The organism is Halomonas sp. 3D7M (assembly GCF_014897885.1).
Classification (GTDB): Bacteria; Pseudomonadota; Gammaproteobacteria; order Pseudomonadales; family Halomonadaceae; genus Vreelandella.
The window spans coordinates 1-12,739 of record NZ_JABUZF010000062.1; the positions used below are offsets into that span (position 1 = coordinate 1).

Annotated in this window: 16 protein-coding genes and 3 pseudogenes; 15 read left to right on the plus strand and 4 right to left on the minus strand. The window is 52.3% G+C overall.

Features of this window, described 5'->3' with window-relative positions:
• Positions 1 to 96: 96 nt before the first annotated feature.
• The 3 genes from INT22_RS01925 to mobI all read right to left on the minus strand — a co-directional run bounded on the left by INT22_RS01925 (position 97) and on the right by mobI (position 2,145).
• Positions 97 to 423, minus strand: coding sequence for a hypothetical protein (locus INT22_RS01925; RefSeq protein ID WP_193061154.1), 327 nt, complete (start codon positions 421 to 423; stop codon positions 97 to 99).
• Between the two features lie 129 nt (positions 424 to 552).
• Entirely contained in the window at positions 553 to 1,074 is a 522-nt protein-coding gene (locus tag INT22_RS01930; protein ID WP_192539865.1) for a hypothetical protein, read from the minus strand.
• A 507-nt stretch (positions 1,075 to 1,581) separates the two neighbouring features.
• Positions 1,582 to 2,145: a conjugative transfer protein MobI(A/C) gene (mobI, locus tag INT22_RS01935; protein ID WP_192539864.1), complete on the minus strand. Its 564-nt coding sequence runs from the start codon at positions 2,143 to 2,145 to the stop codon at positions 1,582 to 1,584.
• Between the two features lie 386 nt (positions 2,146 to 2,531).
• Here mobI and INT22_RS01940 point away from each other — a divergent pair, with 386 nt between their 5' ends.
• From INT22_RS01940 to INT22_RS01970, 7 genes are all read left to right on the plus strand, one after another.
• The gene (locus INT22_RS01940) at positions 2,532 to 3,542 is read left to right on the plus strand and encodes a ParM/StbA family protein (protein WP_192539863.1); all 1,011 of its coding nucleotides are present in this window, start codon (positions 2,532 to 2,534) and stop codon (positions 3,540 to 3,542) included.
• A 69-nt stretch (positions 3,543 to 3,611) separates the two neighbouring features.
• On the plus strand, positions 3,612 to 4,274 hold the full coding sequence (locus INT22_RS01945; protein WP_192539862.1) for a hypothetical protein: 663 nt from the start codon (positions 3,612 to 3,614) through the stop codon (positions 4,272 to 4,274).
• Between the two features lie 13 nt (positions 4,275 to 4,287).
• Positions 4,288 to 4,587 carry an IS200/IS605 family transposase gene (tnpA, locus tag INT22_RS01950; RefSeq protein WP_318782791.1) on the plus strand — a complete coding sequence of 100 codons (300 nt, stop codon included), beginning with the start codon at positions 4,288 to 4,290 and terminating at the stop codon, positions 4,585 to 4,587.
• 217 nt (positions 4,588 to 4,804) lie between these two features.
• On the plus strand, positions 4,805 to 5,062 hold the full coding sequence (locus INT22_RS01955) for a type II toxin-antitoxin system RelB/DinJ family antitoxin (RefSeq protein WP_192539860.1): 258 nt from the start codon (positions 4,805 to 4,807) through the stop codon (positions 5,060 to 5,062).
• On the plus strand, positions 5,062 to 5,334 hold the full coding sequence (locus INT22_RS01960; protein ID WP_192539861.1) for a type II toxin-antitoxin system YafQ family toxin: 273 nt from the start codon (positions 5,062 to 5,064) through the stop codon (positions 5,332 to 5,334). Before INT22_RS01955 ends, INT22_RS01960 begins: the two co-directional genes overlap by 1 nt.
• A gap of 63 nt (positions 5,335 to 5,397) precedes the next feature.
• Entirely contained in the window at positions 5,398 to 5,568 is a 171-nt protein-coding gene (gene relB, locus INT22_RS01965) for a type II toxin-antitoxin system RelB family antitoxin (RefSeq protein WP_225736367.1), read from the plus strand.
• A gap of 49 nt (positions 5,569 to 5,617) precedes the next feature.
• Positions 5,618 to 5,911 carry a helix-turn-helix domain-containing protein gene (locus INT22_RS01970; protein WP_193061155.1) on the plus strand — a complete coding sequence of 98 codons (294 nt, stop codon included), beginning with the start codon at positions 5,618 to 5,620 and terminating at the stop codon, positions 5,909 to 5,911.
• 17 nt (positions 5,912 to 5,928) lie between these two features.
• Here the strand turns inward: INT22_RS01970 and INT22_RS01975 are convergent, their stop codons facing one another.
• Positions 5,929 to 6,990, minus strand: coding sequence for an RNA-guided endonuclease InsQ/TnpB family protein (locus tag INT22_RS01975; protein ID WP_193054205.1), 1,062 nt, complete (start codon positions 6,988 to 6,990; stop codon positions 5,929 to 5,931).
• 21 nt (positions 6,991 to 7,011) lie between these two features.
• Here INT22_RS01975 and INT22_RS01980 point away from each other — a divergent pair.
• From INT22_RS01980 to INT22_RS02005, 8 genes and pseudogenes are all read left to right on the plus strand, one after another.
• A pseudogene (locus INT22_RS01980) lies at positions 7,012 to 7,194 on the plus strand (transposase); the annotation flags it as partial.
• A gap of 246 nt (positions 7,195 to 7,440) precedes the next feature.
• Entirely contained in the window at positions 7,441 to 8,016 is a 576-nt protein-coding gene (locus INT22_RS01985; protein ID WP_096282238.1) for a TnsA endonuclease N-terminal domain-containing protein, read from the plus strand.
• 50 nt (positions 8,017 to 8,066) lie between these two features.
• Positions 8,067 to 8,588: a helix-turn-helix domain-containing protein gene (locus INT22_RS01990; RefSeq protein ID WP_193061156.1), complete on the plus strand. Its 522-nt coding sequence runs from the start codon at positions 8,067 to 8,069 to the stop codon at positions 8,586 to 8,588.
• Positions 8,581 to 9,093: an RNA polymerase sigma factor gene (locus INT22_RS01995; protein WP_193054615.1), complete on the plus strand. Its 513-nt coding sequence runs from the start codon at positions 8,581 to 8,583 to the stop codon at positions 9,091 to 9,093. Before INT22_RS01990 ends, INT22_RS01995 begins: the two co-directional genes overlap by 8 nt.
• A gap of 127 nt (positions 9,094 to 9,220) precedes the next feature.
• Positions 9,221 to 9,349: pseudogene (locus tag INT22_RS22000) on the plus strand (FecR/PupR family sigma factor regulator); the annotation flags it as partial.
• Between the two features lie 167 nt (positions 9,350 to 9,516).
• Positions 9,517 to 9,669, plus strand: a pseudogene (locus INT22_RS22005) (hypothetical protein); the annotation flags it as partial.
• Positions 9,670 to 9,705: 36 nt separating this feature from the next.
• A complete protein-coding gene (locus tag INT22_RS20175) occupies positions 9,706 to 10,077 on the plus strand; it encodes a FecR family protein (protein WP_264298799.1) in 372 nt (123 codons plus the stop codon).
• A gap of 141 nt (positions 10,078 to 10,218) precedes the next feature.
• Positions 10,219 to 12,714 carry a TonB-dependent siderophore receptor gene (locus INT22_RS02005; RefSeq protein ID WP_193067577.1) on the plus strand — a complete coding sequence of 832 codons (2,496 nt, stop codon included), beginning with the start codon at positions 10,219 to 10,221 and terminating at the stop codon, positions 12,712 to 12,714.
• Positions 12,715 to 12,739 lie beyond the last annotated feature (25 nt).

Below are 12,739 nucleotides of genomic sequence, written 5' to 3' on the forward strand. Positions count from 1 at the left end.
CGGCTTCAGCCGGAGGTAATTGACCAGATTTTCCTCGTTACGTTGATTTCCCTAGTAGCTTAACCAACTTTTGCGCTTGACCAAGCCGGTGCGAAATTAAGCCGCCCCCCGAGAAATTTCCAGCACCATCGACCAGGAAGACGGGAGCAGTTGCAAAGCATCCATCACGATCTGCCAATCGGATGTGGCGATAGACATACCCAGCTGATCTTCTAGCACCGATGGGCGTAGCACCTGGCGGCCCCAAAGCTGTATCCGACCACTATCGGCATCGACAACCGAATCCGAAAGCAGCGTAAGCGGAAACTGCGAAGACAGCTGATCCAGTTTGCGCTGAAGACGGGCAGCTCGCACCGCGTCTTCCCATTCGTCGTCGTCCAGGCCAAATAGCGCAACACTTTCGATGGACGGAGAATCGGACACAGCAGGGATAGTTTCGGGGCGTCCAAAAGAAGCGAGGTCGCGTACTGCAATGCAGGAGAGTCAACGCCGTACCGATCCAGAAACGCAAGCAAGTGCCTCTGTCGAGCCTGTGTCTCCATCTCGAAACCCTTACTTTAGACGATGGTAATGACGGACAAGGCCATCGCAAAATCGGCACTGCGGATACAACGCAATAGCCGAGCTATCGGCTTCACCTACAAGATCGGGAAACTCGATGCGCTCACCCATGTATTTTCGTCCTCGCTCGTCGCTCAGGCGCTTGATGAGCACGGTTGGAATGTCGAAATCCGTCGTGTCGGCAACAGGATCAGTCAGCCAGAAAGGCAGTGTCAGATCGACGATAATCCGCGTTGTTTGCAGCGGCACCTCCAGCCAGTAATGCGGCACGATGATCACGTTTTCGCCCGTTTCGTTGGTATGTAGCTCGCCAAAGAACAGCTCCTTGGGCATACCGGCGTCAGCAAAGAATGCTGCTGCTTCGTGCGCAACGTCGCCACAGTCAGCATCCTCAGTGATGTCGGGCGTCAGGTTAAAAAATGCCATAGCGATATCGTCAGCCAATATCTGCTGTTCTTCTTCAAGCCGTGACAATGCGTTTTCAGACTTATCAGCGGTTACTAATGTGAGCACAGTGCTCTCCTTGTCTCGATGTCGGGTGTCCTTTGGATTCTACGCATCCCGAAAAACCGACCAAGGCGCTGAGGGGCGGATTTCTGGTGAATTAGCTTCAGCCCACCCTCAAGGCTTAAATAAACCATAACATACGCTATAAACCTTTTAGTTTGTTATGTGGCATAATAGCTTATAAATGCTTTTTTGCAGCTTTTATGCACTGAAGTATATAAGTGCTTAAAAGTAGAATATGGATTAAAATCAATCAAAAGTTATATAAAGCTATTCTGCTCTTTATAGATTTATGAAAGCCGCTTTTTTGAAACAGGCTTTTGCAATTTTTATTTTAAAAGGAAAGCATTGTGACGGTGTTCTGTGTATGCCTGCACACGAAATTAAGACCACTTGAATGTGAAAGAGGATAAGCCTAACGAATATTATCAAATTATTCGGCGGCATGGTTTAAAAAGAGAAATTTCACCAGCAGAGGTGTTTGAGTCATGAATAAATAACTTATTAGACTATCTACTTTCTATGCGACTCAATTACCTTTTTGACCTCCTTCAACGCTGTTCGCGCTTTTGATAACTCATAAAAAATTTTTCGATTTTTGGCATGGTCTTTTTCGTGCGCCGCAACTAATTCTCGCTCCCAACTTTCAGCCCCATTAAAGTCTCGGGCGTTATAATGATGCTTACCAGACCGTTTAATATGTTTAGCGTAGTAAGTTTTACCTTTGCGCATCGAGTCAGAGTTTCGAACAAACGCATCACGGAAATAGGCGACTTCCAAGGTTCCTCGATTAACGCGAACACGGATACCGAGCTTACCTGGATCACCTGCTGCAAAACGCTCCATTTTTTCTTCCCAAAATAAGTCAGCCATCGTGCGTGAGTCCAAGGCTGCCAGATAAATCGACCGCTCAATTTCTTCAAGCATTCCATCGGCTGCATCCGACAGCGCGGCAGATACTTCAGCCAAATCAATACCCGAACGCTCGGCTTCTGCCTCGTCGTTCACAGCAAGCAACGTATGCAAATGGTCAAGCGAATAATTACTTGAACTGCTGCTACCACCATATTCTGACATCCAGATAGCCCTCCAAAGCCTCAATATCTAACAGACGCTCCCCATGAAATTACCCTGGGGGAAACCCTCGCTCCCCACAGGATATTACTTACTGGTGGAAGGTGAAACAGAAAATAGGAAAAATAGCCAATTTTTTTTAATTCTCCCCCCAACTGGGGGGAGGTGAGCAAAATTTGCCACTTCCCCCCATTACTGGTGGGAGATTACTAAATTTCTTCACTTCCCCCCAATATTGGTGGGAAGTGAAAAAGTAATGAGAGGGTTGAAGCATTTCTCAATGGATGCAATACTGATTTTTACAAACCTAAAAGTTTAAAATAAACTCTCTAAAGCGAAGTGACTTGCGCTTCGATTTAGCGGTTCAACAGTGAAACGTGGAGGTCTGAATGGGTACGAACGTAGGGCTGGATATCGGCTATAGCAACACCAAGCTGGTTTACTCAGGCGGCGATGAAGGGCATCAGGAGTCCATCTTTCCTGTAGGGGTGTCGCGCCTCGATCAATTCAATCGGCAGATTAAAGGCATTACCGGCGGTGATGTTGATACCACCATTGTTATGGTAGATGGCGTTGAATATGCCGCTGGTATTGCACCAGGTAAAGTGTTGGGTAGCTCACGCGATATAACGGAAAACTACATTAAAACGACGCAGTATAAGGCACTTTTCCATGCTGCGTTATTATATACAAATGATCGCCAGATAGATCGCTTAGTGACGGGGTTGCCGGTCACGCATTGGCAGAACGAAGAATTAAAAAACGATATTAAAAAGATGATGGCAGGGGAGCATCAAGTTGCTAAAAAGAGAACCGTAACCGTGGATGAAGTTGAGGTCATTCCACAACCAGGCGGTGCATTTTTAGATGCTATTCACTACGCTGAAAGTAACGACGATCAAGATACCGTAGAGGCGTTAACAGAAGGCAGTGTTATCATCATTGACCCTGGCTTTTATAGCACTGACTTTGTAGTGTTTGAAGAAGGGGAGTTAAATGCTGAGTTGTCCGGTACAACCCTTTTAGCAACGTCTCGGATTATTGATAGAGTGGCTGAATTGGTCAGTGCAGACTACGGAGCGGCACCAGGTAAGAGCCTCAAGCCTGAAAAAATTGAAAGTTTAATACGCGCAAATTTGCACATAGTACGCTATGCAGGACAGAAAATAGACATCCAACCTTACATCCAACAAAGCGCATTGGAAATCTCTCAGGCTGCTATAAGCGAAATTGCGGGTAGTATGCGAAATACGGTACTTGATACTGTTGTGGTTGCAGGGGGCGGTGGGGCATTTTTCGAACCTGAAGCGCGGCGAATTTTCTCACATTGCGAGATTATCCAGCCTTCTGATCCAGTGCTGTCCATCGCTCGGGGCTATCACGGCTGGGCCGCACGATAGCGTTTATTGGCATTACAGCTGGTGGTAGCACTGATTACCGCCAGCTTTATAATCATTGGAGAATCCGCGATGCACGACTTTCAGCAATCACAGCCGCTTGTCATCAACATCATGCTGTACCGCCGCCGCGATGGTGATCTGTACAGAGAACTTATGTCTGTCCCTAATAAATACCGTGCGGAGCGTCTGCGCAATCTCGCTAACCTATGCTGTTTGATGCGGGAAATGGGGGGCATTGCCGTTGACAGTGAGCGATTGCATTCACTCGCCGAAAGGCACTATAGCAGTATCGTCAGTGAGGACGTGGAGGATAGCGACGGAGACGAGACAGAATCTTCCATGCCGCTAAAATTGACCGTCAATTTCTACAATTATCCCGAGCTGTACCGCGACCTGGCAGCCATTCCAAACGGTAATGTTTCCAGTCGGGTAAAAGCCCTTGCGTCGGCGGGGGCATTACTCAATGATATTTCACGCTGGGCTCGCCATGCTGATAATCAAGGGCTGTCGACCCGCCCATCACAAAACCCGCAGGCACATGCTATCGTCAAAGAGCCCGTTGATCCTGGTGTGGCAAGCATAAAAGAGGAAGGCGGGGTTGAGGTGGGAGCCCAAGAAGGAAGAGCAGATACAAGTGTGGAGGCGGATGCCTCAACAGAGCCGTCAGTAGCAGATAATAAGCGGGATAACACGCCTAAAAAATCCAGTGCCATCGGCAAAATCAGAATGTAGTCACCAGACAGCCGTGTTTTGTAGCGGCTGTACTACATGCCACAAAACCAGACATCCCCATGCCACAAAACCTGGTGAAACCGATCATGTCCACTTGCTGGTGAACTACCCGCCCAAGGTGGCGATTTCAAGGCTAGTAAATAGCCTGAAAGGCGTTTCGAGTAGACGAATGAAACTACTGCACCCTGAATTGGTACAACCGGCCTACAGGAAAAATGCGTTATGGAGTCCCAGCTATTTTGCGGGAAGTGTCGGCGGAGCACCGCTGAGCGTCGTCAAGCAATACATTGAGCAGCAGACAAGGCCAGAATAGGGGACGCTTCGCGTCCCACGCTATCCATCCTCGCACTAGAAGTACGAGGTTTTTCGCGTTAACTGATAATTGCGCCTATTAATTATTTCGTGCGCACGAAATTTTATGAGCGGGGAACAGCGCAGCTCAGCCAGGTAGAGCGCCTCCAGTTGACGACGCCCCCTGATCTGCTATATTGTGGCTACATTGTAGCTACAGAGAAGAAGTGGGGGACACCATGAGTGCTGATACCGTCGTTCGAGCCCGCATCGATAGCGAAACCAAAGAACGCGCCACCGCAGCCCTGGAGGCCATGGGGTTGTCCGTATCCGATGCCATCCGCCTGCTGATGCTGCGGATCGCCGACGAGAAGCGCCTGCCGTTCGCTGTCCAGGTGCCAAACGCCTCCACGGCCAAGGCTCTGGACGAGCTGGACGCCGGCAAGGGCAAGCGCTTTGATAGCGCGGATGCGCTGTTCGAGGACCTGGGCATCTGATGCTGACCCCAGTCCGTTCCAGCCAGTTCAAACGCGATGTAAAGCGGGTCCAGAAGCGCGGCAAGGACATGGACAAGCTGCGGCGCTTGCTGGGCCTGCTGCTCGAGCAAGCTCTCTTGCCGGATGCCTACCAGGATCACCCGTTACGGGGGAATTGGAAGGGCTACCGAGATGCCCATATCGAACCCGATTGGTTGCTGCTGTATCGCGTAGAGGGCGACGAGCTACATTTGGCCCGTACCGGCAGCCATTCAGACCTCTTCCAGGAGTGATTCCGCTCCTGGAATTCAAGATTATCCGTATCGGTAAAAGGACCAGAAGAGGAGGGTGCGGCAATGCAGACACCACCAGACGACTACGCCCCACCTTATGCGCGCGAAGCGATCCTAGAGCATCTGGAAGACCTCGAGGACACCTATCTAGCAGAGCAGACGCTGGAGCGCCTGCGCCGCGGCGATGAAGCCACCCACTCACTGGACGACGTGGACAATTATCTTGAATTTTAAAAAAGTAAACCAATAGGAAGCAACAAACCGTCCAGTAAGGTAGGTTTTTATGGCTAACGAATGCTTTGACGATATTTGGGATGCGCTGGAAGATACCCCGCAAGAGGCAGTGAACATGCGGCTAAGGTCTCAGCTAATGAGAAAGCTGGTGGAGCGTGTTCGCTCTTGGGATCTCAGCCAAAAAGAAGCGGCGAAGCGCCTGGGGACCACTCAGCCACGTCTGAACAACCTCCTGGCGGGCAAGGTAAGCGCCTTTAGCCTTGATGCCCTGGTGAAGCTTACTGCGAGCGCACACCTTGTACTGAAAGTAGAGGTTGTTGATGAAGAGCTAGTCACAGCATGATTGACATCCTCCCCGCCCTAAAGGACGGGGATTCCCACTTCTGGACGCTCATGCCCGAGCGCAAGACTGAGGATATTCCGAGCCGCATTCACGTCTCGGTCGTGGCGCGCACCACACGCCACGCACTCCCAGTCTCTTAGTCGCAGCCCATTTACGCCCTGCGGCCCGCTGAGCGAGCCGCAAGCCGAACAGGCGCGGGTGGTGTAGGCTTCTCGCACTTCCTTGAACACGATACCTGCGTGATCGCATTTGTATTCCAGCATCGTTTTCAACTGGCCCCACCCGGCATCTAGCACGGACTTGGCCATTTTGGTCTTTACGAGTTTTTGTGAGCTAACATCGCCCACGATGATTTCACCGTACTGATTGACTAGACGGCGTGAGAATTTGTGCAAGGCATCCTTGCGGCGATTGGCGATCTGGGCGTGAATGGCGCGGGTACGTTTCTTGTTGTGGCTACGCTGAGCAATCGCTAGCTTTTCTTCCATGCCACGGTAGAAGCGGCTGTTTTCCAGCTTTTCGCCATTGCTACAAGTGGCTATGTCTTTCAATCCAAGGTCAATACCAACAGCGCCTTGCCCAAGGCTAGGTTTAATATCAGCATCCACGACAACATTGAAATACCAGCGCCCGCGTGCGTCCTCATTAAACGACGCGGAGCGAAACTTGTAATTGGACAGCCCGTAGCTATCCCATATCTTGAAGTAGCTGCCGTTATGGAATACCTGCCCATTCTTCCACTTGGCGGCGCCAGTATTAACGGGTATCCAGCCGAGTGAACGACGCACGCCGCCAGACTTTCGCCAGCTCAACCGAGACTTTTTGAACTGCTTGCGGCGAGTGGCGTATTCGGCGGCGATACATTGCAAGGTCTGGCTGTGCAGACCAAGTTCCTTGCCAGCGCCTTTTGTATACGGATGCAGGTCGTAGGCTGATAGAAACAGACCGCGCTCACGGATAGCGCGAGACGACAGTTCGTTCAGATAGTTCCAGCAAAAGTTCACGCTGCGCGCCATGCGGTTAAGCTGGGCGGCGTGCTTGTCCCTTACGCGAACCTTTAATGTCTTGGTCTGTTTCATGGCCTTGAGTATACTTGGTCTATGGACAGAATCAACTCAATCAGAACTGGCAGGCATTGCGTTTTTGAGATTCACGCTCACTTGGTCTTTGTGACTAAGTACCGTGGTCGGGTGTTCAATGTCGCACATTTAAACTCCCTCGAAACCCTGTTTAGACAGGTGTGTCGGGATTTCGAGGCGGAGCTAAAGGAGTTCAATGGTGAATTCCACTAAAAACAGCTACTAATGCTATACTGGAACAATATCTTACGTTATTTTCGACAAGTAAATACGCTACTAATTGACACCAATATAAGCGACTGGGTGTTAAAATCACAAATATATAGGCGACTGAATATGAATCGGCCTGTTAGAGTTATTGGAACTAACCGAAGGAGCCTTACTGGGCAGGTTTCTTTCTTACGAGGAAGCACTTGCAATTTTGAGTCATCATTAGAGCGCGATTTCCTGATGATCCTCGATTTTGATCCGTTGGTCGCTACGGTTTGTGAGCAGCCGCTAACCCTTAAGTATCAAGATGATGATCGAAAAAGGCGTCAGTACACGCCCGATATGCTCGTGACTTACTCGGATGAAGCGGCGCCGATTCTGTATGAGGTTAAGTATCGCGAAGATTTGAGAGAAAATTGGCACATTATGAAGCCTAAATTTCAGGCAGCTATACGCTATTGCAAGCAGCAAGGTTGGGGCTTTCGCATTGTGACTGAGCGAGAGATTAGAGGCACTGGCCTATTGAACAATGCACGATTTCTAAGGGCCTATAGGGACTTGGCAGAGGACTCGGCTACCGCTACTCACTTGGCTAGAACCCTTGCCGTGCTCGGTGAAACAACACCTGAAATTCTACTTACAGCTGCTTATGCGAATGAGGAAAAGCGTATGTGTGCGCTTAGTTGTTTATGGCAAATGATCGCTATAGGCCGTGTTCATGCTGACCTCATACGCCCATTAAACATGTCCAGCCCCATATGGATTACTAACGGAGAAGGTTTCTTATGGCTACAGAGCCCGCTTTTCTATCGGTAACTACTGGGTCTGTGATAACAGCCAATGGTCGTACCTATAGAGTTTCGCACTTGTTGGATACAGCAACCCTCCTTGCTAAAGATACCGACACTGGAGAGGTGCACCGTCTGTCTGCGCATCAGCTTCGTCCCGTAACGGATATAGAGCTTGGAGAAGGTGGTGTTGCTGAAGGAAAGGATTTATCCGAGATCGAAGACGAAGACTGGCAAGTTGCTCAGCAGCGGTTTGCAGCAATCCGTCCTCTACTTGACGATCCATTTCGTACTCGTGCAAAGGCAGAGCAGTTAGCAGAAGAAGCCGGTGTTCACGTTGCCACTTTATACCAATGGGTTAAGGACTATCACGAGGCTGGCCATATTTCAGCATTGATACCAGCCCCGCGAGGCCGCAAGCCAGGTACGAAAAAGCTCGATAAGAAAGTCGAGGCAATAATCGAAGGGGCGATCAATGACTTATATCTAAGTCGTCAACGATATAAGCCCAGTGACGTAATTATCACTGTCAAAGCTCATTGCAAACAGGCCGGTTTACTTCCTCCCACTCATTGTTTCCGGTCTTGTCGACGTGGCTGAAAATAAGAAAAAAACGATCGTTCAGGTGTTGACGGAAAGCTATGGCGATCTGGTCAAGCATCTTGCGCGCCGCTTCGGGACAGCCACGGATATTCACGACGTCGTTCAGGATACCTATCTGCGTGCCGAAAAAATGCCGCCGGATATGGATGTGCAGAATCTGCGGGCCTATGTGTTCCGGATGGCGGACAATATCGCCATCGATCATTTGCGCAGAAAAAGCGCGCAAACGCGCTATTTCGAGCCACTGGGCGATCGTGATTCACTTTGCGCAGATGCCTCGCCGGAGCAGACGGCCGATTTCCGCCAACGCATCGCCATTCTCGAAAACGTCGTTGCAAATCTTCCGCCCCGGCAGAGGGAGGTTTTTCTCATGCATAAGTTCTACGGTCTCAGCCATTCGCAGATCGCCGAGCGGCTCGGAATAACGAAAAGTGCCGTGGAAAAACTCATCATCAAGGCGCTTGCGACCGCTCGAGCCAGACTGGATGAAAGGCTGAACTGATGAAAAAGCCATGTGCGATGATGAGGTGTAGCGATTGCAGATTCGTCAACAGGGTTAAGACCGGCAATTGCCGGGAACCTCATTTCGAGAGGAAAACCCGTTGAACGGCGGTGGCTACGAACGCATATTGTCAAAACAGAAGGCGAAAGACGAAGCCCTTGCATGGTTTGTCAGGGTCAATTCGGGCGATGCGGGCGATGCCGAGTTGCGCGCCCATAGACGCTGGCTTGCGGCTTCCGATGACAACCGCGCTGAATATGAGCGCATTTCCGGTATATGGTCCGATTTCGATAAGGTGGCCGATCCGCGATTGCCGCTCACCATGCGCAAGCCGCCGCTCGGGCGCAGGCCAGGCCGCCGTGCCTTCCTTGCAGGCGGACTTGCCACCGCGGCGGGTCTTGCGGCCGTTACGGCAATTAATGGATTACCGGCCGGTTTTCTCGCCGATTACAGCACCGGCACCGGCGAGCAGCGGAGCCTGACGCTGGCGGACGGGCCTTTTTCGCTGTCGCGAAGGACGCCCATCGTCCCTTCGTCGTCGAGGCGGCTTCCGGTACGGCAACGGCGCTCGGCACCCGGTTCTCGGTGCACGAATGGGGTGGGAATGCCTCCGTGGCGGTGGAGGAAAGCGCGGTTTCAGTGACCGCGCCGGACGGGTCGTCCGCTGTCCTGAACGTGGGAGAGAGCGTCTCCTACGGCCCCGGCGGTATGCAGCAAATCGCGCGTGTCGATGTGGAAAGCGACCTGGCCTGGCGTCGCGGCAAGCTGATTTTCGAGGATCGTCCGTTGCAGCAGGTCGTCGCCGATGTGAACCGCTACCGCAGCGGTACGATTCGTATTCTCGATGCGAAGCTCATGGATCTGCGCGTGAGCGGAATTTTCAATATTGCCGAACCCGATGCGGTGCTGACCACAATAACCGAGACCTTGCCGGTCAGGGCGGTGAGGCTTACGGATTATCTCGTTTTGCTGCGTGGGACGTAATCCCGTTTTGAGTCAAAACGTCATCCGCATAATTCCTGATAATTTTTTTCATATTTAGGGTGAGGTGGAATGCCGCGGAATACGTCTTCCTTCTGAAAGCATCCCGAGCGGGCTGCAAACAGACAGGAGAGGGAGAAGGAAATGATGCGGCAAACCGGATTTCTGACCGGCGGGACCATGAAGGCGCATATGCGAAAGATGGCGATTGCCCTTCTTGCATCGTCCTCGGCTTTACTGGCGGTTACGCTTTACGCCACCCAAAGCATGGCGCAAACCGTCCCGGCCTCTTATTCGGTGCCTGCCGGTCCCCTGGGGGCTGCGATTTCGCGCTTCGGCGACAATGCCAATCTTCAGGTTCTTTATCCGGCCGATTTGGTTCGCGGCAAGCAGACGAAAGGGGTGCGTGGCAATATGAGCCGTGAGGAGGCGCTTAGCCGTCTTCTGGCAGGCACCGGCCTTTCCTATCGGTTCACATCTTCGGACACCGTCACTCTGGAACCGCTGCCGAGGGAGGGGAGCGCAGGCATTGCGCCCGATGGGTCCACCGTTCTTTCGACCATCGTGGTCAACGGGCAGGGCGAGAACGCCTGGGGCCCTGCGCAAGGCTTCGTCGCGCATCTCTCCGCGACCGCGACTAAGACCGACACGCCCATTCTGGAAACGCCGCAGACGATCAATGTGGTGACGGCACGGCAGATCGAGACGCTGAAACCCTCCAAGCTTGCGGAAACGCTGCGCTATACGCCGGGTGTGGTGACCGAATTCCAGCCAAGCACCAGCTATTTCGACCGAATCCGCATTCGCGGCTTCTACAGCAACAATAATATCTACCTTGACGGAACCCAGCTCACACCTTCGGGTACGCTCGCTGTCGCGCAGGTGGACCCGTTTCTGCTGGAGCGTGTGGAGGTTCTCAAGGGGCCCGCTTCGGTACTTTATGGCCAGAACGGTTCCGGCGGCCTGATCAATATGGTGTCCAAGCGCCCGCTGGGCAATAACGACCGCGAGATCGGCTTTAGTGTCGGCACCGACAAACACCTTGAAACGACCATAGACTGGAACGGCGTTTCCGCGGATGAAACGTTCAGCTATCGCATTGCCGGCGTCGGCCGCAGGGCCGATCTCGATTCGGACTATGGCGAGACAGAGCGCTACGCCATCGCTCCGTCTTTCACCTGGCGTCCTTCGGAGGACACGAACTGGACGGTGAGGGCGGCGTTGCAGCGCGATCCGGAAGGTAATTCGAGCAGCTATCTGCCTGCGGTCGGAACCATCCTGCCCAATATCAACGGTCAGTTTCCGCGCGGGATCTATACCTGCGATCCAACTTTCTGCGATTACGACCGCAAGCAATATTATGTCGGTTCGGATTTCAGGCACAAGCTGAACGAGGATCTGGAATTTCGCCAGAACCTGCGTTTCACCTATGTCGATGTCAATTCGACCTCCTTCAGACTCGGTGCCTTGAAAGCCGATCAGAAAACGGTCAGCCGGCCGGCGCTTAATCAGGCGGCGACCACGCGCGGCATCGCAGCCGACAACAGCCTGAAATATGATTTTGACATTGGTGATACCCGCAACGAACTGATCGCCGGTTTCGATTATCGCCGGTTTTCCTCGGACAATCTTTCACTCTCCGGAACCAATTCCAGTCTCGATCTCAATCTGTTCGATCCGGTTTACGGCAATTATAGCCTGCCCACGCTGGCGCGCCGCACTGACAACAATGTCGTGCTGGAGCAATATGGTGTTTATGCGCAAAACCAGATGTCTCTGGGCAACTGGCGCCTGCTGACCGGCCTGCGTCAGGATTGGGCGAACACCACCAACGATAATTTTCTCACCGATTTGACAACGGAAACGCGTGACGATGCCCTGACGGGCCGCGCCGGTCTCCTCTATCTCTTCGATAACGGTCTTGCGCCCTATGTCAGCTATTCGACATCGTTCGAGCCGACTTCCGGTACGGATTATTATGGCGAGACTTTCAAGCCGACCGAAGGCAAGCAATGGGAAATCGGTCTGAAATACGAACCGCAATGGTTCAATGGCGTGTCCACCGCCTCGCTCTATGATCTCAAGCGGACGAATGTGACCACGGCCGACAATGAGCATACCTGCGCGGCGGCGCCCAATCTGCCCGATTGCGGCAATTTTTCGGTACAGACCGGCGAAGTGCGTGTGCGCGGGCTGGAGCTTGAAAGCAAGATCAGCCTGACCGAGAAGGTCAATGCCTCCTTCGGCTATACCTATATGGATGCCGAGGTTACCAGCAGCAATGACGGCTATGAGGGCAACAGGACGACCAATACGCCCAATCATATGGCCTCGGCCTGGCTCGACTACACCTTCCGCGAAGGCGTTCTCGACGGCCTGACGCTGGGTGGCGGCGTGCGTTATGTCGGAAGCATGTATGCCGATGACGACAATCTCAAGCCCATTCCGGCCTATACGTTGGGCGATGCGATGCTGGCCTACGAGCTCGGCAGGCTTTCGCCCAATCTAGACGGGTCGAAACTGGCGGTGTCGGTGACTAATCTTGCCGACAAAAAAGCTGTCGGCGGCTGCACCAGCGCCAGCTATTGCGATTATGTCGACGGGCGCAGTATCATCGGTTCCCTCAAAATCAAATTCTGACAGGAGCGCACCGGCGGTTCGGACG